Here is an 18,274-nt window from a genome sequence, read left to right on the forward strand (position 1 = left end):
GCGAACGCCGATGCGAACCGCCCGCGCGCTCAGGCGAGGTGGGTGAGCCGCCCGCCGAGCAGTGTCGCGACCACCGGCATCTCGCGCAGCTCCCGCTCGCCCGCAGCGAGCGGATCCGACGCGACGAGCGCCAGATCGGCCACGGCGCCGGGGGCGATGACATCGGGGTCCGCACTGCCCCGATGCGTGGATGCCGCAAGAGCGACCTCTGCGGACACCCGCTCGGGCGCCTCCCACGGCTCGCGGTCGCCGCGGGTCCGGAACACCGCGGCGGAGATCGCCGCCCACGGGTCGAGGGGCGAGACCGGGGCATCCGACCCGAAGGTGACGTTGGCGCCGGCCGCTACCAGCGCCTGCAGCGGGTAGGGCTGGGCGGTCTGGCCGGCCCAGAGCGCATCTGTGAGGTCGCGGTCGTCGAGCGCGTGCACCGGCTGCACACTCGCCGTCACCCCCAGCCGCGCGAAGCGCGGGATGTCGGCGTGGGCGACGAGCTGGGCGTGCTCGATCGACCCCCACGCGCCCGTCGCCGCGAACGCGTCGAGGGCGTGGCTGTTCGCACGGTCGCCGATCGCGTGGATCGCGCACGCGAGACCCGCTCCCGCCGCGCGCGACATCCAGCCCTGCAGCTGGGCCGGTTCGACGGTGAGGAGTCCCCGGTCGTCGCCGCCGGGGTACGGATGCGAGCAGGCCGCGGTGCGGGTGCCGAGAGAGCCGTCGGTGATGACCTTGAGGGATCCGACGCGGGCGAGACCAGCGGCATCCACTGCGTCTCCGGTCGCGAGCCCCTCGGCGATCGCCCGGTCGAGCTGCGGCGGGTAGACGCCGAACTCCGTGCGCAGCACGTCGAAGCCCGCCCGCGTACGGCGCTCCCACGCCTCGGCGTTCCACGCCATGTCGAGGTCGACCCAGCCGACCACGCCGCGCCGCGCCGCCGCCTGGGCTGCCCGCAGCACGAGCGCGTCGGCACGTGCGGCCCCGGCCGCGTTGAGGCGGCGCGAGATCTCGAACGCCGGCTCCTCGCGCAGCATCCCGTCGTCGGCCGTGAAGCCCTCTTGCCGCAGCGCCGCGGAGTTCAGCCACACGCTGTGCACGTCGGCGTTGATGAGGTACGTCGGGATGTCGCCGGTCACCGCATCGATCAGGGCGAGGGTCGGCCGATCGGCCCAGAACGCGTCACGGAAGCCGGACCCCACCCGCGCGCCATCGGGAAGCGGCGCCGAGGCGCCCATGCGCGCGGCCGCCTCCGCCGCGGACGCGGTGCCTTCGAGGTCGACGCGCTCGGCGGCGAGAGCCCACTGCACGACGTGCACGTGGTGATCCCACAGCCCCGGCACGAGCCAGGCGCCGTCGGCGTCGATCGTCTCGCCGCGCGGGGCGAGCACGCCCGCCGGGGCGATGTCGGCGATCAGTCCGCCCTCGATCAGCACGTCGGCGGCGCCGGTGAACGGCAGCAGCTCGGCCCCCGGGCCCGCGATCCACACGCCCCGGATCGTGCCGACCGTCGCGCCGACCGCCGTCACGGACGCACCCGGGCCGCGTTCGCCCGGCGCATCTCCGCCGCGAGTGCGGGGTTCGCGTACGGCCCCGCACCCTCGAGTTCGGCGATCACGTGCTCGACGGTCTCGACCGGGCGGTTCTGGCTCAGCTTGCGCTTGGCGACCACCCGCGTCGGGGTGAGGCGGAAGCCGACCGTGCCGCGCTCGAGCCGCCGCACGAACTCCGGATCGTTCGGCGGCGCCCACATGAGCTTCGGATCGGGCAGCGGGGCCTCGAACCGCTGCACGAGACCGTCGAGCACCCGCAGGTTCTCCTCACCCGACAGGATCTCGGGCACGCCGGCGAGGTGCACGGCGGTGAAGTTCCACGTCGGAACCGCGGGCGAGCCGTCGTACCAGCCCGGCGAGATGTAGCCGTGCGGCCCCTGGAAGACCACGAGCAGCTCGCTGTCGCCGAGGCCGTGGATCGCATCGTCGGGCTTGCCGACATGCCCCACGATCGTGAGGTCGTCCCGCTCAGGGTCGAGCAGAACCGCGTAATGGGAGGCGATGAGGCCGTCGGGCGTGTGGGAGACGAGGGTCGCCCACGGGTTCGCCTCGATCACACGGCGAAGCTCGGCGACATCCGTCATCGCGAAACTCGGATTCTGACGCATCACGGTCCTCCTACGTCTGACAGCCCGGACACCAGTACAGCTTGCGCGCGCCCATCTCCTCCAGCACCACCGAGGTTCCGCAGCGCCGGCACGGGAGCCCGGTGCGGTGGTACACCCAGTGCCGGTCGTCGCGGTTCGCGAGCGCCAGCCGGTAGGCCTCGGGATCGAGGTCGTCCATGGTCATCATCTGGCCGGTCTCGACCCCCACCCGCAGCAGCCGCACCCAGTCGCGCCAGATCTCGCGCACCGTCTCCTCGGGCACGTCGCGACCGGGGGTGTGCGGGTCGAGGCGGGCACGGAAGAGCAGCTCGGCCCGATACACGTTGCCGATGCCGCTGACGATGGACTGGTCCATGAGCAGCAGACCGATGGGCGTCGGCTTGCGGCGCACGGCCGCGACGAAGCGCTCCTCGCCCTCGTGCACGTCGTCGACGAGCGGGTCCGGTCCCAGCTTCGCGATCACCTGCGCGACCTCGTCGGCGGAGAGCACCTCGCAGGCCGTCGGACCACGCAGATCGGCGCAGGTGACGTCGGTCAGCAGCCGCAGGCGCACCTGCCCGACCACCGGCGGCGGCCATTCGTCCTCCCCCGCCAGGCCCGTGGTCTGCTCGGACATCCGCACCCGGCTGCGCCGCGGCGCTCCGATCGACGTGAGGGAGTTCTCGCCCGCGGCATCCAGGATCTGCTCGTCGGTGCCCCGCTGGTTCGTCTGACCCATGCGTCCGTTCGCTGAGGCGATCGTCGCGTCGACGCTGATCTGACCCGCGAAGTCCCACGCGCCGTACATGCCCAGATGCACCCGCAGCCATACCGCGTCGTCGAACTCGAGGAACATCTGCTTCCCGACGGCCCGCACACGGGTCGCGAACCGTCCGTCGAGCAGCGCGGCGCCTTCGGCGAAACGGCCCTGGGGGCTGGATGCCGCCACCCGCCGGCCGACCACGTTCACCGCGAACTGCCGGGCGATGCGATGGACGGAGTGTCCTTCGGGCATCGGCCGATCAGCCCGCTTCCGGGTCGAACGAGCTCGACGCGTCGGCGACGACGTCGGCGACGCCCTGGCCCGCGCGGGGATCGGGCAGCAGCGACCCGTCGCGCTCGAAGTCGGCGATCTGCGCGATGCGGCGCACGTGGCGCTCCTCGCCCGAGAACGGCGTCGCGATGAACGTGTCGATGAGCGAGACGACCTCGTCGTAGGTGTGCTGACGTGCACCGATCGAGATCACGTTCGCATCGTTGTGCTCGCGCGCGAGCTCGGCGGTCGCGGTGTTCCACACGAGGGCGGCACGGATGCCGGCGACCTTGTTCGCAGCGATCTGCTCGCCGTTGCCGGACCCGCCGAACACGATGCCGAGCGTGTCGACGCCCGCCGCCTGGTCACGCACGACCGCCTGTGCCGCACGGATGCAGAACGCCGGGTAGTCGTCGACCGGGTCGTAGCTGATCGGTCCGTGGTCGACGACGTCGTGGCCGGCGTCGCGGAGGTGCTGCTGAAGCTGGACGGAGAAGTCGAGGCCGGCGTGGTCGGTCGCGATGTGGATGCGCATGAGGACGATCCTAGGGAGCGATGCCCGCCGCGGCGGGCTTGAATCCGGCGCGGACGTTCTCGCAGCACGCCGGACGGCACACGTCGAACCAGGGGCCGAGATCGGTGCGGTGCGGGCGGTCGGCGGCGGCAGTGCCCTCGAGACGCTCGACCACCAGGTCGACGAGTCCCGCGACGTAGGCCGGATCGACACCCGGCGTGCGGGTGCGCACCGCGCGCAGGCCCGCCGCGGCCGCGGCATCCAGAGCCTCGGTGTCGAGGTCCCACTTGACCTCCATGTGATCGCTCACGAAGCCGAGCGGCACGATCGCGACGGCCTCCACCCCCTGCGCGGGCAGCGACTCGATCACATCGCACACGTCGGGCTCGAGCCACGGCTGGGTGGGCGGTCCGGAACGCGACTGGAAGACGAGCTCCCACCTGACGGCCTGTGCCGACGGGATCGCGTGTGCGACATCTGCCATGACGACCTCGGCCACCGCGCGATGCTGCGCCGCGTACGCGCCACCCTCGCCGAAGTCGACGTCGCGCGGACCCGAACGCTCGGCATCCGCGGTCGGCACGGAGTGGGTCGAGAAGAGCACCCGGATCTTCTCGGGGGCAACCCCGTCGGCGAGGAAGCCCGCGATCGCCTCCCGCACCCCATCGACGAACGGTGCGACGAAGCCGGGGTGGTCGAAGAACTGGCGCACCTTGTCGATCGTCACAGTGCCCGCGAGGCCGGTCTCGGTGAGCACGCGCGCGAAATCCTCGCGGTACTGACGGCAGCTCGAGAACGAGCTGTATGCGCTCGTCGCCACCGCGATGAGCGTCGTGTGGCCGGCCTCGGCGGCAGCGGTGACAGCGTCATCGAGATACGGCGTCCAGTTGCGGTTGCCCCAGTAGACCGGCAGGCGGATGCCGCGCGCGGCGAGCTCCGCCTCGAGCGCCGCCTTCAACGCGCGGTTCTGCGCATTGATCGGACTGATGCCATCGAAGTGCCGGTAGTGATGAGCGACCTCTTCCAGCCTCTCGTCGGGGATGCCGCGTCCGCGCGTGACGTTGCGCAGGAACGGAATGACGTCGTCCTGGCCCTCGGGCCCGCCGAATCCCGCGAGCAGGATCCCGTCATAGGCCACCGGCTCCTCGATGTGGGCGGCGCCGCCGCCGGCGGCGGCGGAGGCGAAGGGCACGGATGTCTCGTCGGAGGTGATGCTCACGCGTCCATCCTCGCACCGCCATCCCGGTCATCGCTCGGTCCGCGTCAGTGCCGCGGCGTAGGGTGGAGGGGTTGTCGCCGGCGCCACCCGCGTCAGGAGCGACGTCCCCCTCGACCCACGGGAGAACCGACGTGCCTGGAGAGAACCTCACCCGCATCGAAGCGCAGGAGCGCCGCGCGATCGTCGACACCACCGCCTACGCGGTCGTGCTCGACCTGACCACCGGGCCGGAGGTGTTCCGCTCGACGACGACCGTCACGTTCACGGCCACGGCCGGGGCATCCACCTTCATCGACCTCATCGCCCGCACGGTGCACTCGGTCACCCTCAACGGACGCGCGCTCGACGCCGCGACCGTGTTCGCTGACTCGCGCATCCAGCTCGACGGGCTCGAGGCCGAGAACACCCTCGTCGTCGATGCCGACGCGCTCTACACCAACACCGGCGAGGGACTGCATCGCTTCGTCGACCCCGTCGACGGCGAGGTGTACCTGTACTCCCAGTTCGAGGTGCCCGACTCGCGCCGCGTGTTCGCGGCGTTCGAGCAGCCCGACCTCAAGGCGACGTTCCAGTTCACCGTCACCGCGCCGGCGGCGTGGAAGGTCATCTCGAACTCCCCCACCCCCGAGCCGGTCGTCGACGGCGACGCCGCCACCTGGACGTTCGAGCCGACCCCGCGCATCTCCTCCTACATCACGGCGCTCATCGCGGGACCGTACGAGTCGACGTTCTCCGAGCTGACGAGCGCCTCCGGCCGCGTCATCCCGCTCGGCGTGTACGCCCGTAAGAGCCTGTGGGGATTCCTCGACGCCGACTACGTCTTCGAGAAGACCCGTCAGGGCTTCGCGTACTACGAGGAGAAGTTCGGCGTCCCCTACCCGTTCGCGAAGTACGACCAGCTGTTCGTGCCGGAGTTCAACGCGGGCGCGATGGAGAACGCGGGCGCGGTGACGTTCACCGAGACCTACGTCTTCCGCTCCAAGGTGACCGATGCCATCAAGGAGCGTCGCGTCGTGACGATCCTGCACGAGCTCGCCCACATGTGGTTCGGCGACCTCGTGACGATGAAGTGGTGGAACGACCTCTGGCTGAACGAGTCGTTCGCCGAGTGGGCCTCGACGATCGCGACCGCCGAGGCCACCGAGTGGACCGAGGCCTGGACCACGTTCAACGCCATGGAGAAGACCTGGGCCTACCGTCAGGACCAGCTGCCCTCGACCCACCCCGTGTTCGCCGAGATCACGGACCTCGAGGACGTGCAGGTCAACTTCGACGGGATCACGTACGCCAAGGGCGGCTCGGTGCTCAAGCAGCTCGCCGCCTGGGTGGGCATCGATGCGTTCTTCGCGGGCGTCGGCGCGTACTTCCGGAAGCACCAGTGGTCGAACACGGAGCTGCGCGACCTGCTGGTCGAGCTCGAGGCCACCAGCGGCCGCGAGCTGACCGAATGGTCGAAGAAGTGGCTGGAGACCGCGGGCGTGAACACCCTCAGTCCCGTCATCGAGGAGGACGAGTCGGGAGTGATCACCCGCTTCGCGATCGCGCAGACCGCCCCCGCCGACTACCCGACCATCCGCCCCCACCGTCTGGGTGTGGGCTTCTACCAGCACAAGGGCGGCGCCCTCGTGCGCGTGCACCACGTCGAGCTCGACGTGGACGGCGACCTCACCGAGGTGCCCCAGCTCGCCGGTCGCGCGCGCCCCGACCTCGTGCTGCTCAACGACGAGGACCTCGCCTACGCGAAGATCCGCCTCGACGAGCGCTCGCTGAAGACCGCGATCGCCCACCTCGCCGACATCAGCGACCCGCTCGCCCGCTCCCTCGTGTGGGGCGCGGCCTGGGACCAGACGCGCGACGCGGAGGCCGCGGCATCCGACTACGTCGACCTCGTGCTCGGCAACATCGGCACCGAGACGGAGTCGACCACGATCCGCACGACGCTGGCGCAGCTGCTGCTCGCGGCGACCGCGTACGTCGCCCCCGCGACCCGTGAGGCCACCCGCGTGCGGGTCGCCGACACGCTGTGGGAGCTCGCGCAGGGCGCTGCCGCCGGCAGCGACAGCCAGCTGCAGTTCACCACCGCGTTCGCCTCCGCCGCGGCCACCCGCACCCAGCACGAGACCGTGCGGGCGCTGCGCGACGGCGTGATCGCGCTCGACGGCCTCGAGATCGATGCGGACCTCTCGTGGGCCCTCCTCGTCTCGCTCGCCGCGGGTGGGCTGGTCACCGCGGCCGACATCGACGACGCACTCGCCGCGGACAACACCGCAAAGGGTGCCGAGCTCGCCGCACAGGCCAAGGCGGCACTGCCCGACGCGGCGTCGAAGCAGCTCGCGTGGGACTCGCTCGTCGGCAAGGCCGACCTTCCGAACACGATCGTGCGCTCCGCCGCGCTCGGCTTCGTGCACCCGGCGGGTCGCGACCTGCTCGACGAGTTCGTCGCGCCCTACTTCGAGAACCTGCTGCCGATCTGGGGCTCGCGCACCTACAAGATCGCCGAGTACCTCATCGCGGGCCTCTACCCGGCGCCGCTCGCGAACGCCGCGCTGCGCGACGCGACGCAGGCCTGGCTCACGGCGAACGCCGACGCGCCCGCGGCGCTGCGCCGCCTCGTGAACGAGAACCTCGCGGGTGTCGAGCGGGCGCTGCGCGTGCAGGCACGCGACGCGGAGTGATCTGACAGACGGATGCCCCGACCCACCCAGGTGCGGCCGGGGCATCCGTCGTTAGGCTGGACCTGATGTGGAATCTCGCCGACACTCCGGCCGCTGAGGGCGGCATCGACTGGGCGGGGCTGGGCACCGCCATCGTGACCTGGCTGATCGCCGCAGGCTGGAACCTGCTCGCCGTCGTCATCGTCGTGGTCGTCTCGATCGTGGTGGTGTGGGTGCTGCGACGGCTGATCCGCCGGATCGTCACGCGCATCGTCAACGGCGCGAAGGAGAAGGCGCACGTCGACGACACCCAGGCCCTCGACAGATCGCCGCTCGCGGCCGTGAGGCTCGTGCAGCGCACCCGCACACTCGGGTCGATCCTGTCGAACATCGTGAACGTCACGGTCGTGATCGTCGCCGCGCTGCTGATCGTCAACATCCTCGCGCCGACGGCCCTCGGGTCGCTCACCCTGCTGACCGCGGCACTCGGTGCCGGCCTCGGTTTCGGCGCCCAGAACATCGTCAAGGACGTGCTCAACGGCATCTTCCTCGTCGCCGAGGATCAGGTGGGCATCGGCGACGTCGTCGACCTCGGGCTGGCGACCGGAGTCGTCGAGTACGTGAGCGTGCGCATCACCCACGTGCGCGACGTGAACGGCACCCTCTGGTACGTGCGCAACGGCGAGATCACGCGCATCGGCAACATGTCGCAGGGCTGGTCCCGCGTGATCATCGACCTGGCCGTCCCTGTCGACGCCGACGTCGCGGAGGTCGAGAAGCACATGCTCGAGGCGGCCCGCGCGCTCGCGAAGGATCCGAAGTGGCGCACCCGCATCATCGAGCAGCCGGAGATCTGGGGTCTCGAGTCGATCACCGGCGACGCACTCGTCATCCGGCTCGTCATGAAGACGCGGTCGAACGCGAAGGACGACGTCGCGCGCGAGCTAAGGATGCGCCTCAAGCGCGCGGTCGACGAGATGGGCATCCGACTCCCGCAGCTCAACTCGATCATGCTGTCGGGGCTCGAAGGCGCCGGTCGTGTGCGCGGCGCCAACCCTCCCCGCACGCGGCCGAATCCGGTGGTCGAGCGACCGGTCTGGAAGGCGAAGCGCACGGCCGCCGAGGCATCCGATGAGGCACCGGAACCGAAGGGTCCGATCACGAAGCCGTCCCCGACGGATCCCGCGACACGGCGCCCCGCCGAGAAGAAGCCGCGCACGCGCCCCGCTCCGAAGGACGAGAGCACGGGCGAGAAGGACGAGACACCATGAGCGAGCCCTCCCCCGACGCCCCGTCCCTGTACGAGCAGATGGGCGGACGACCGGCGTTCGCCCGGCTCGTCGACACGTTCTACCGCGGCGTCGCCGAGGACGACGTGCTGCGGCCGATGTACCCCGAGGAGGATCTGGAGCCCGCCAAGGAGCGTCTGCTGCTGTTCCTCGAGCAGTACTGGGGCGGACCCTCGACCTACAGCGAGCAGCGCGGGCACCCCCGCCTGCGGATGCGGCACATGCCGTTCCACGTGAACGCGGACGCCCGCGACCGGTGGCTGGCCCACATGCGCGACGGCGTCGACGATCTCGACCTGCCGCCCCTGCTCGAGGCCACACTGTGGGACTATCTCCAACGGGCCGCGTTCGCGATGGTGAACACGTTCGAGCCTACCCCCGGAGCACCGACGAAGGAGTCGTGATGACCGCACCCGTGACCCCCTCTGCCGATGTCCTCGTGATCGGATGGGGGCTCGCGGGACTCGTCGCCACCGCCGAAGCGGTGCGACGCGGGAAGCGGGTGGTGATCGTCGACCAGGAGCCGCGCACGAACCTCGGCGGTCAGGCGTGGTGGTCGTTCGGCGGCCTGTTCCTCGTCGACTCGCCCGAACAGCGACGGCTGGGCATCCGCGACAGTCTGGACCTCGCCCGACAGGACTGGTTCGCCACGGCGGGCTTCGACCGCGACGACGACGCGTGGCCCCGGCGATGGGCGGAGGCCTACCTCGACTTCGCCGCCGGCGAGAAGCGCGCGTGGCTGCACGATCTCGGCGTGCGCATCTTCCCCGTGGTCGGCTGGGCGGAGCGGGGCGGCTACACGGCGCTCGGCCCGGGCAATTCCGTGCCCCGCTTCCACATCACGTGGGGCACGGGACCCGGCGTCGTCGCCCCGTTCGAGCGCGCGGTGCTCGCCGCCGAGGCGGACGGGCTGGTGACGATCCTTTCCCGCCGCCGCGTCGCCGAGCTGATCACCGAGTCGGGTGCGGTGGTCGGAGCGCGGGGTGACATCCTCACCGATTCGGATGCCGCGCGCGGCGTCGCCTCGACCCGCGAGGTCGCGGGCGCGTTCGAGGTGCGGGCGACGGCGACGATCGTGTCGTCCGGCGGCATCGGCGGCAATCACGACGCGGTGCGTCGCATGTGGCCCGACCGGCTCGGTACGCCGCCGTCGACGATGGTGACGGGCGTGCCCGCCTACGTCGACGGACGAATGATCGACACGGCCGGAGCCGCGGGGGCGCGCCTCATCAACCGCGACCGCATGTGGCACTACGTGGAGGGCATCCAGAACTGGAACCCGATCTGGCCGGGCCACGGCATCCGCATCCTGCCCGGTCCCTCGTCGATCTGGCTCGACGCGACCGGTCACCGGCTCCCCACGCCGCTCTTCCCGGGCTTCGACACGCTCGGCACGCTCGCTCACCTGCGCACGACCGGCCACGATCACTCCTGGTTCGTGCTCTCCCAGAAGATCATCGAGAAGGAATTCACGCTCTCGGGGAGCGAGCAGAACCCCGATCTGACGGGCAAGGACATCGGGCTGCTCGTGCGGTCGCGCCTCGGCAAGGGCGCCGCCGCACCCGTGCAGGCCTTCCTCGACCACGGCGCCGACTTCGTGGTGCGCGACACCCTCGACGACCTGCTGGCCGGCATGCGGGCCCTGCCCGGCGGCGACGCGCTGGATGCCGAGGCCGCACGCGCGGAGGTCATCGCGCGCGACCGCGAGCTGGCGAACCCGTTCACGAAGGACGCGCAGGTCGCGATGCTGCGCTCTGCGCGGTCGTTCCGCGGCGACCGGCTCATCCGCACCGCCACGCCGCACCCGATCCTCGATCCCCGGTCGGGTCCGCTCATCGCCGTGAAGCTGCACGTGCTCACCCGCAAGTCCCTCGGTGGCATCGAGACCGATCTCGACTCGCGCGCCCTGGGCGCGGACGGGACGCCGATCCCGGGCCTCTACGCCGCGGGTGAAGCTGCGGGGTTCGGCGGCGGCGGTGTGCACGGGTACCGTGCGCTCGAGGGCACGTTCGTCGGTGGATGCCTCTTCTCGGGGCGTGCCGCGGGGCGGGCGGCATCCCGCGCGGTGTGACGAGCCGTCAGCTACCGGTGCGGCGCACGGCGGTCATCGACGGCCGCCGCGGAACCCGCAGCAGCACGTGCCCGCGCGTCAGGCTCACCCGGCGCCAGCCGTCCGCCTCGAACACCACCGCCTGTTCGTCGCCCCCGATGAAACCGAGGGCGAAGGCCGCGAAGGCGACGCCCCGCGGCATTCCGTCGAGTTCGGCGTCGCCGACCGACCAGATCGTCGCGCGGGTCGAGCGTACGACGTCCTCCCCCGGGTTCTGGGGCAGCGCCTCGGCGACGGCGGTCATCCCGCCCTGGGCGATGCGCGCGACCGTTGACGCAGACACGGATGCGACCCGCTCCCACCCGCCCTGGGGCGGCGCGATGCCCGCCCACGCGGCGCGCACGGCGGACGCGGGCAGTGAGACCTCGGTGTCGACGGATGCCGCGGCGAGCCCGGTCGCCTCGACCACCAAGTCACACTCCAACTCGGCGTCCACCGGGAGGATGCGCAGGGCCAGCACCGTCGGGGCCGCGTCGAGCAGGGTGCGCGGTGCCAGCACCGCCGTCGACATCACGAGGCGTCCCCCGGCAGCCTGCAGACGCACGGCCGCGTCGGTGTCGAGGGTCGCCGCGCGACGCGCGAAGGTGAGGGCGTCCGCCGCGGCATGGGCGTCCGGGAAGACGAGGCGGGGAGACATCCGCTCTAAACTACCAAGCGGCCCGCGGAGGCCTCGGGAGGAGCGGCATGTCCGAGAGCGAAGCGATCGCACGGTGGCGTGAAGACCCGGTGGCGGGGCTGCTCGGGGTCTTCGACCTCACCGACACGGGCGCGCGCACGACCGAGGACATCTTCACGGCGTCGTCGCACTTCATGCCGAGTGGTCGCATCTTCGGCGGGCAGGTGCTCGCGCAGTCGATGCTCGCCGCCTCCCGCACTGTCGGGGACGACCGTGTCATCCACTCGATGCACGGCTACTTCCTCCGGCCCGGTGACGCGTCGCAGGACATCACGCTCTCGGTCGACCGCATCCACGACGGCCGGTCGTTCTCGACCCGCCGCACCCAGGCGTACCAGGGCGGCGCCCCGATCCTCTCGATGATCGCGTCGTTCCAGGTGCCGGATGACGGGCTCGAGCACGCGGCGTCCTTCGACGGGAACGTGCCGTCCCCCGAGGAGCTCGGTGACCAGGAGACAGCGCTCACGCGCGTGACATCGTTCAGCGGGCTGCGCCTGACCGATCGCCCCATCGAGCTGCGTTACGTCGAGGGGCCCGTCTACCTGCGGGTCGACGGCGCGCACGTGCCCCACCAGGCGGTGTGGGCGCGACTGCGGCGGCCGATCGGCGACGATCCGCTGCTGCACCGGGCCGCGCTCGCGTATCTCAGCGACCTGAGCATCCAGGAGTCGATCCTGCGTGCGCACGGCATCGCGTGGGCGACGCCGGGGATGAAGGTCGCGAGTCTCGACCACGCCATGTGGTGGCATCGTGACGGACGTGTCGACGACTGGGTGCTCTACGCGCAGGAGTCTCCGAACGCCCGCGGCGGACGGGGGCTGGCGACCGGCCGCATCTACACCCGCGACGGCGACCTGCTCGCCTCGACGGCGCAGGAGGTCATGGTGCGACTTCCCGTCAGCGACGGTGCGCGTAGCTGATCGAGGGGCCTGCGTACGGCTCCCACGCGGCACGAAGGGTCTCGGGCAGGCGCACGGGTCGCCCGCTCACCGGGTCGACGAGCACGATCACCGCGGATGACTTCGCGTACAGCTTCTGCTCCCCGCCCGTCGCGGGGCTGAACACCTCGTAGCAGACCTCGACGCTCGATCCGCCGACCGTGCCGAACCACAGCTGCACGTCGAGCGGGTTGCGCTGGTAGGGCACGGGCAGCAGGTACTCGATCTCCTGCCGCGCGATGAGCGTCATCGGCCCCCCGTCGTCGACGGACGCCGGCAGCACCGCGGTGGGAGGGGCGTCCTCTCCGTCGCCGGGCAGCCAGAAGGCGCGCACGCGCGCCTCCTCGAGGAGCTTCAGCATCGCCGTGTTGTTGACGTGGTTGTACGCGTCGAGGTCTCCCCATCGCAGATGGATGGGGATGTGGACGCGCCGATGCGCGGCCCCGGACGGCTCGTCAGTCACGCGTGAGCTTGCGGTAGGTGGAGCGGTGGGGGTTGGCCGCATCGGCGCCGAGCCGCTCGATCTTGTTCTGCTCGTAGGCCTCGAAGTTGCCCTCGAACCAGTACCACCGGTCTGGGTCCTCATCGGTGCCCTCGTAGGCGAGGATGTGCGTCGCGATGCGGTCGAGGAACCACCGGTCGTGGGTGATCACGACGGCGCATCCCGGGAACTCGAGCAGTGCGTTCTCGAGCGACTGCAGCGTCTCGACGTCGAGGTCGTTCGTCGGCTCGTCGAGCAGCAGCAGGTTGCCGCCCTGCTTGAGGGTGAGCGCGAGGTTCAGGCGGTTGCGCTCACCACCGGAGAGCACGCCGGACTTCTTCTGCTGGTCCGGCCCCTTGAAACCGAACTTCGAGACGTAGGCGCGCGACGGGATCTCGGTCTTGCCGACGGTGATGATGTCGAGTCCGTCGGAGACGACCTCCCAGAGCGTCTTCTCCGGGTCGATGCCCGCACGGGACTGGTCGACGTAGCTGATCTTGACCGTCTCGCCGATCTTCAGATCTCCGCCGTCGAGCGGCTCGAGACCGACGATCGTCTTGAACAGCGTCGTCTTTCCGACGCCGTTCGGGCCGATGACGCCGACGATGCCGTTCGGCGGGAGACTGAAGCTCAGCCCGTCGATGAGCGACCGGCCGTCGAAGCCCTTCTGGAGCTTCTTCGCCTCGATCACGACACTGCCCAGGCGCGGCCCCGGCGGGATCTGGATCTCCTCGAAGTCGAGCTTGCGGGTGCGCTCGGCCTCCGCGGCCATCTCCTCATAGCGGGCGAGGCGGGCCTTCGACTTCGCCTGGCGGCCCTTCGCGTTCGAGCGAACCCAGTCGAGCTCTTCGGCCAGGCGCTTGGCGAGCTTGGCATCCTTCTTGCCCTGCACGTCGAGTCGTTCGGCCTTCTTCTCGAGGTAGGTCGAGTAGTTGCCCTCGTAGCCGATGAGCCGGCCGCGGTCGACTTCGGCGATCCACTCTGCGACGTTGTCGAGGAAGTACCGGTCGTGGGTGATCGCGATCACCGCACCGGGGTACTTCTGCAGGTGCTGCTCGAGCCAGAGCACGCTCTCGGCGTCGAGGTGGTTGGTGGGCTCATCGAGCAGGAGCAGGTCGGGCTTCTGCAGTAGCAGCTTCGTCAGCGCGACGCGTCGCTTCTCACCGCCCGAGAGAGGAGCGATCGCCGCATCTCCGGGCGGGGTGCGCAGTGCATCCATCGCCTGCTCGAGCTGCGAGTCGAGGTCCCACGCGTCGGCCGCATCGATCTCCTCCTGCAGGACGCCCATCTCGGCGAGCAGAGCGTCGAAGTCGGCGTCGGGGTCTGCCATGAGGGCGGAGATCTCGTTGAAGCGGTCGAGCTTCGCCTTGATGGCGATGCCGTCCTGGATGTTCTCGAGCACCGTCTTGCTCTCGTCGAGCTCGGGCTCCTGCATGAGGATGCCGACGGTGAACCCGGGGCTGAGCTTCGCGTCGCCGTTCGAGGGGTGGTCGAGACCGGCCATGATCTTGAGGATCGTCGACTTGCCGGCACCGTTGGGACCGACCATGCCGATCTTCGCGCCGGGGAGGAACGCCATCGTGACGTCGTCGAGAATGAGCTTCTCTCCGACGGCCTTGCGGGCGCGGACCATCTGGTAGATGTATTCAGCCATAGCCGCCCCAGTCTACGGGGGCGAGAGTCGCCGTGTCGGACGGTGCTGACGGGCTACCAGTTGATCGGACGGGTCTGTCCGATCAGGCAGCCGCCGGAAACGAGGCCCGGGGCGACCTCTGTCACCGGACTCGCGATAGTCGGGCCCACCTGTCCGATCAGACATTCGTCGCCGAGACGAACGGAGAACTGCAGGCTCTCGACCGCGCGTCCGATCGTGGTCTCATCGTTCGTGACCTGCATGTCGGCCTTCGAGAAGCCGTCGGCGACCAACGCGTCGATGTAAGCCCTGCCGTGAACCTGATCCGGACCGCTCCATACGCTCGCCACCGTCTGGGCGAAGATCGGCAGGTTCTGCTGAGCCGTGCCGCCCGGGACGAACGCCACTGGTCCCGATGCCGTCGGGGTGGACGTCGGCGTCGCCGACGACACCGCGACGGACGGAGTCGGAGATGGAGCCGGTGTGGAGGTGCACCCCGCGAGAAGAGCGAGCGCCCCCGCCGCGCAACCGGCGGGGATCAGTTGCACGGAGGAGCGGAACCGGGTCACAGCGGGAGTCTAACCGGGGCCGAACTCAGAACGGCGTCGCGACGTTGTCGCCGACAGGCTCTCGGCTCGGAGCCCCGGCGCTCTCGTCGCCCGGCAGGGCCCAGGAGGACTCGGAGTCATCCGGCGCGCCCTCGACGGCCGCGGCGACATGGTCGCGCATGAAACTGGTCGTACCCCAGCGCAGGTCGTGGCCGATCGCATCGGCTTCGATCTCCGGTGACACGCCCTTTCGCGTGCCGTTGTCCCATTCCCGCAGGCGCAGCCGCCCGTGGACGATGACGCGGTCACCCTTCTGCAGCGACCCGTGGGCATGATCTCCCAGCGCGCGGAACGCCGACACCGTGTACCAGTTCGTGTCGCCGTCGATCCACGCCTGCCGCTGTCGGTCGTAGCGCCGATCGGTTGCCGCCAACCGCAGCGTGGTGACAGTGAGGCCATCGGCGACCGTACGGCGTTCGGGGATGCCGGCCACGTTTCCGATGACGGTGATGTGCTCAGACATGAGGTGCTCCTTCCCGGTGCGGAGACCGTCCCCGCACCGGTCGCGACGCCCGGGTGCCCGCCGGACGTCGCGACCGGGACCAGCCTCATACGGGGACGGGCGCGGCATCCGCCTGACCCCGAGGCCAGGGGGAACCGCGCCCGTTGTGTGCGCTGGGGAGGAAGCCGCGTTCAGGCCTCGACGTACTCCGCGAAGCGCGCGCGTACCTTGTTCACCTTCGGAACGGCGACCGCCAGGCAGTAGCCCTGCGTCGGGTTCTTCGCGAAGAAGTCCTGGTGGTAGTCCTCCGCTGGGTAGAACTCCCCGAGCGGCTCGATCGTCGTGACGATCCCGCCGTCCCACCACTCCGACGCCCGATCACGAGCCGCCTCGAACAGCTCGCGCTGCGCGTCGTCGGCGGGGAACATCGCGCTGCGATACTGCGTGCCGATGTCGTTGCCCTGCCGATTGAGCTGACGAGGGTCGTGCATCGTGAAGAACGCATCCAGGATCACGTCGGCGGGCACCACATCGGGGTCGAACGTGACGGCCACAGCCTCGGCGTGTCCCGTGGCTCCCGTGCACACCTGCTCATACGTCGGATGGGGCCGCCGCCCGCCGGTGTAACCGGAGACGACCGAGCTCACGCCCCGCAGCGAGCGATATGCCGCGTCGAGGCACCAGAAGCAACCGCCGGCCAACACGAATGTCTGCATCATCTCTCCACTCTCTCGCACCCGAGGGTGCCATCGCATACAACAGCACCCTCGTCTCCCCTGTTCCCGGCGCCGATGTCCGTGGTCGAAGCTATGTTCGAACCACGGAGGCATCATGACGACGACACCACGACAGGATGACGGCATCGCGCGCGCCGCGGCAGACCTCTGGCGCGTGCTGCGTGCCGACGGCACGATTGCGGGGCACGTGCGCCGCGTGCGTGACGGGCACGACGACCTCTGGGTGACCCTGCGCTATCGGGCCGGCGCCGGGTTCGTCGAGATGGGCCGCTTCCGCGACCGCGCTCTCGCGACGGATGTCGCGCGTGCCGGCTGAGCGGTCAGATCACCGCATCGAGTCGGTCCAAGCCTATCACCGGCGACATCGCGCGCACGTCGCGCCAGCACTCCGCGAGCACGCCCACCGCGCGCTCGAGCACGTCGACGGTGGCGGTGAACGGCACGCGCAGATATGTGTCGTGTCCACCGTCCACCGAGAATCGCGGGCCGGGCGAGAGAAGCATCCCGCGCGCACGGGCCGCCAGCACCACGTTGCCGCTCAGCGGTGCACCGAGGTCGATCCAGAGCGCCACTCCGCCCTTCACATCGGGTACCGACCACTCCGGCAGCAGAGACCCGACGCCGTCGACGACCGTGTCGCGACCCGCACGCAGCACGTGGGCCCGCTGGGCGACCACCTCGTCGTACCGATCCATCACCCGGGCGGCGATCGCCTGGTCGAGGTCGGGGGTGCCGAGCTCGGCGGCGAATCGCGCGGCGATGAGTCGGCGGATGAGCGAGGTCTCCGCGCGGATCCAACCGATGCGCAACCCTCCCCAGACGGTCTTGCCGAGCGACCCGACGCGAACGATGTCGAGGCCGGGAACGTCGAGACCGAACAGCGGTGCACGGTCGAAGGGCTCCACAGAGAGGTCTGCAGTCGTGTCGTCCACGACCACGGTGGTGCCCGCCCGCACCGCCGCGCGAGCGATCTCGTCGCGCTCGACGATCGTCATCGATCGGCCGGTCGGGTTCTGGAAGTCGGGCATCAGGTATGCGGCCACGGGCACGGTGCGGGCGAAGGCCTGTCCAGCTCTGTCGAGGTCCCATCCGCCGCCCGTCGACACCGGGATGCCGACGAGCCGACCGCCCGCGCGGCGGAACGCCTCCGCCGCATGCGGATAGGTCGGCGTCTCGAACACGACACGGTCGCCGCGCGTGACCAGAACGGTCGCGAGGAGCGCGATCGCGCTCTGCGCGCCCGTCGTCACGATGATCTGATCGGCCACCGTCGGCAGGCCGCGGGCGCTGTAGTTCGCGGCGATCGCGGCACGCAGATCCGCTCGCCCCACCACGTCGTAGCCGGGCCGCGCCACCAGTGATGCGGCGTCGGTCGCGGCTTCTGCGATCACCCCGGGCAGTCCCGGCCACGCCGGCGGACTCGCCTGCTGCAGATCGAGGGCGAAATCGTCCGGCGCGATGGTGCGACGCATTCCCTCGCCGCCGCCGAGCGGCTCCGTCACGCTGCCCGATCCCCGTTGGCTGCGGATGTGGCCCGAGTCGCGCAGACTCCGGTAGGCCGCCGCGACCGTGGTGCGACTCAGGGCGAGCGCCGCTGCGAGTTCGCGCTCTGCGGGCAACTGGGTGCGAGCGGCGAGACGACCGTCGAGGCAGAGCAGCCGGACGGCATCGGCGAGAGCCTCGTACGCGGGTTCGCTGGTGCGCCAGACACCGAGAGCGGCGACGAGGCCACGAGCCGAAATTCGCGAGTCCATGCGGCCACGCTACCCATATTGGACTGGTGTACAAAGTCCACCTGTGCGCTGAGAT

At 70.4% G+C, this 18,274-nt stretch carries 18 protein-coding genes; 6 read left to right on the plus strand and 12 right to left on the minus strand.

All coding sequences use genetic code 11. From position 1 onward, the window contains the following. Positions 1–29 precede the first annotated feature (29 nt). The 5 genes from RR49_RS12265 to RR49_RS12285 are packed head-to-tail and all read right to left on the minus strand — an operon-like array spanning position 30 to position 4,891. Positions 30–1,520 (minus strand): amidohydrolase, encoded by a 1,491-nt coding sequence (locus tag RR49_RS12265; protein ID WP_048808849.1) that lies wholly within the window; start codon positions 1,518–1,520, stop codon positions 30–32. Beyond that, entirely contained in the window at positions 1,517–2,152 is a 636-nt protein-coding gene (locus RR49_RS12270) for an FMN-binding negative transcriptional regulator (RefSeq protein WP_045248384.1), read from the minus strand. Before RR49_RS12270 ends, RR49_RS12265 begins: the two co-directional genes overlap by 4 nt. A 10-nt stretch (positions 2,153–2,162) precedes the next feature. Beyond that, complete coding sequence (locus tag RR49_RS12275) at positions 2,163–3,146, minus strand: Fpg/Nei family DNA glycosylase (RefSeq protein WP_045248385.1); 984 nt, start codon at positions 3,144–3,146, stop codon at positions 2,163–2,165. A gap of 7 nt (positions 3,147–3,153) precedes the next feature. Continuing rightward, the gene (locus tag RR49_RS12280; protein ID WP_045248386.1) at positions 3,154–3,699 is read right to left on the minus strand and encodes a ribose-5-phosphate isomerase; all 546 of its coding nucleotides are present in this window, start codon (positions 3,697–3,699) and stop codon (positions 3,154–3,156) included. 10 nt (positions 3,700–3,709) lie between these two features. Beyond that, positions 3,710–4,891 carry a ferrochelatase gene (locus tag RR49_RS12285; RefSeq protein ID WP_157013199.1) on the minus strand — a complete coding sequence of 394 codons (1,182 nt, stop codon included), beginning with the start codon at positions 4,889–4,891 and terminating at the stop codon, positions 3,710–3,712. A gap of 137 nt (positions 4,892–5,028) precedes the next feature. On the opposite strand from RR49_RS12285, the gene pepN reads away from it, so the two are divergent. The 4 genes from pepN to RR49_RS12305 all read left to right on the plus strand — a co-directional run bounded on the left by pepN (position 5,029) and on the right by RR49_RS12305 (position 10,911). Beyond that, positions 5,029–7,572, plus strand: coding sequence for an aminopeptidase N (gene pepN, locus RR49_RS12290; RefSeq protein WP_045248388.1), 2,544 nt, complete (start codon positions 5,029–5,031; stop codon positions 7,570–7,572). A 65-nt stretch (positions 7,573–7,637) separates the two neighbouring features. After that, on the plus strand, positions 7,638–8,822 hold the full coding sequence (locus RR49_RS12295; RefSeq protein WP_045248389.1) for a mechanosensitive ion channel family protein: 1,185 nt from the start codon (positions 7,638–7,640) through the stop codon (positions 8,820–8,822). Further along, positions 8,819–9,244 (plus strand): globin, encoded by a 426-nt coding sequence (locus RR49_RS12300; RefSeq protein ID WP_045248390.1) that lies wholly within the window; start codon positions 8,819–8,821, stop codon positions 9,242–9,244. The genes RR49_RS12295 and RR49_RS12300 overlap by 4 nt, the downstream gene beginning before the upstream one ends. Beyond that, complete coding sequence (locus RR49_RS12305; protein WP_045248391.1) at positions 9,244–10,911, plus strand: FAD-binding dehydrogenase; 1,668 nt, start codon at positions 9,244–9,246, stop codon at positions 10,909–10,911. The genes RR49_RS12300 and RR49_RS12305 overlap by 1 nt, the downstream gene beginning before the upstream one ends. Before the next feature lie 7 nt (positions 10,912–10,918). Here the strand turns inward: RR49_RS12305 and RR49_RS12310 are convergent, their stop codons facing one another. After that, positions 10,919–11,587 (minus strand): DUF8185 domain-containing protein, encoded by a 669-nt coding sequence (locus RR49_RS12310; protein ID WP_045248392.1) that lies wholly within the window; start codon positions 11,585–11,587, stop codon positions 10,919–10,921. Positions 11,588–11,634: 47 nt separating this feature from the next. On the opposite strand from RR49_RS12310, the gene RR49_RS12315 reads away from it, so the two are divergent. Beyond that, on the plus strand, positions 11,635–12,546 hold the full coding sequence (locus RR49_RS12315) for an acyl-CoA thioesterase (protein ID WP_045248393.1): 912 nt from the start codon (positions 11,635–11,637) through the stop codon (positions 12,544–12,546). Here the strand turns inward: RR49_RS12315 and RR49_RS12320 are convergent. The 5 genes from RR49_RS12320 to msrA form a co-directional block, all read right to left on the minus strand. Continuing rightward, positions 12,524–13,027 carry an acyl-CoA thioesterase gene (locus RR49_RS12320; RefSeq protein ID WP_045248394.1) on the minus strand — a complete coding sequence of 168 codons (504 nt, stop codon included), beginning with the start codon at positions 13,025–13,027 and terminating at the stop codon, positions 12,524–12,526. The two genes, RR49_RS12315 and RR49_RS12320, sit on opposite strands and share 23 nt — an antisense overlap. Further along, positions 13,020–14,699 (minus strand): energy-dependent translational throttle protein EttA, encoded by a 1,680-nt coding sequence (ettA, locus tag RR49_RS12325; RefSeq protein ID WP_045248395.1) that lies wholly within the window; start codon positions 14,697–14,699, stop codon positions 13,020–13,022. The genes RR49_RS12320 and ettA overlap by 8 nt, the downstream gene beginning before the upstream one ends. Before the next feature lie 53 nt (positions 14,700–14,752). Then, complete coding sequence (locus RR49_RS16135) at positions 14,753–15,247, minus strand: DUF6993 domain-containing protein (RefSeq protein WP_245610987.1); 495 nt, start codon at positions 15,245–15,247, stop codon at positions 14,753–14,755. Positions 15,248–15,272: 25 nt separating this feature from the next. After that, positions 15,273–15,749: a single-stranded DNA-binding protein gene (ssb, locus tag RR49_RS12335; RefSeq protein WP_045248396.1), complete on the minus strand. Its 477-nt coding sequence runs from the start codon at positions 15,747–15,749 to the stop codon at positions 15,273–15,275. 170 nt (positions 15,750–15,919) lie between these two features. Then, complete coding sequence (msrA, locus tag RR49_RS12340) at positions 15,920–16,444, minus strand: peptide-methionine (S)-S-oxide reductase MsrA (protein WP_045248551.1); 525 nt, start codon at positions 16,442–16,444, stop codon at positions 15,920–15,922. A gap of 115 nt (positions 16,445–16,559) precedes the next feature. On the opposite strand from msrA, the gene RR49_RS12345 reads away from it, so the two are divergent. Continuing rightward, complete coding sequence (locus tag RR49_RS12345) at positions 16,560–16,781, plus strand: hypothetical protein (protein ID WP_045248397.1); 222 nt, start codon at positions 16,560–16,562, stop codon at positions 16,779–16,781. A gap of 4 nt (positions 16,782–16,785) precedes the next feature. Here the strand turns inward: RR49_RS12345 and yczR are convergent, their stop codons facing one another. Beyond that, positions 16,786–18,219 carry a MocR-like transcription factor YczR gene (yczR, locus tag RR49_RS12350; RefSeq protein ID WP_045248398.1) on the minus strand — a complete coding sequence of 478 codons (1,434 nt, stop codon included), beginning with the start codon at positions 18,217–18,219 and terminating at the stop codon, positions 16,786–16,788. Positions 18,220–18,274 lie beyond the last annotated feature (55 nt).

This window comes from Microbacterium ginsengisoli, from assembly GCF_000956535.1.
Classification (GTDB): domain Bacteria; phylum Actinomycetota; class Actinomycetes; order Actinomycetales; family Microbacteriaceae; genus Microbacterium; species Microbacterium ginsengisoli.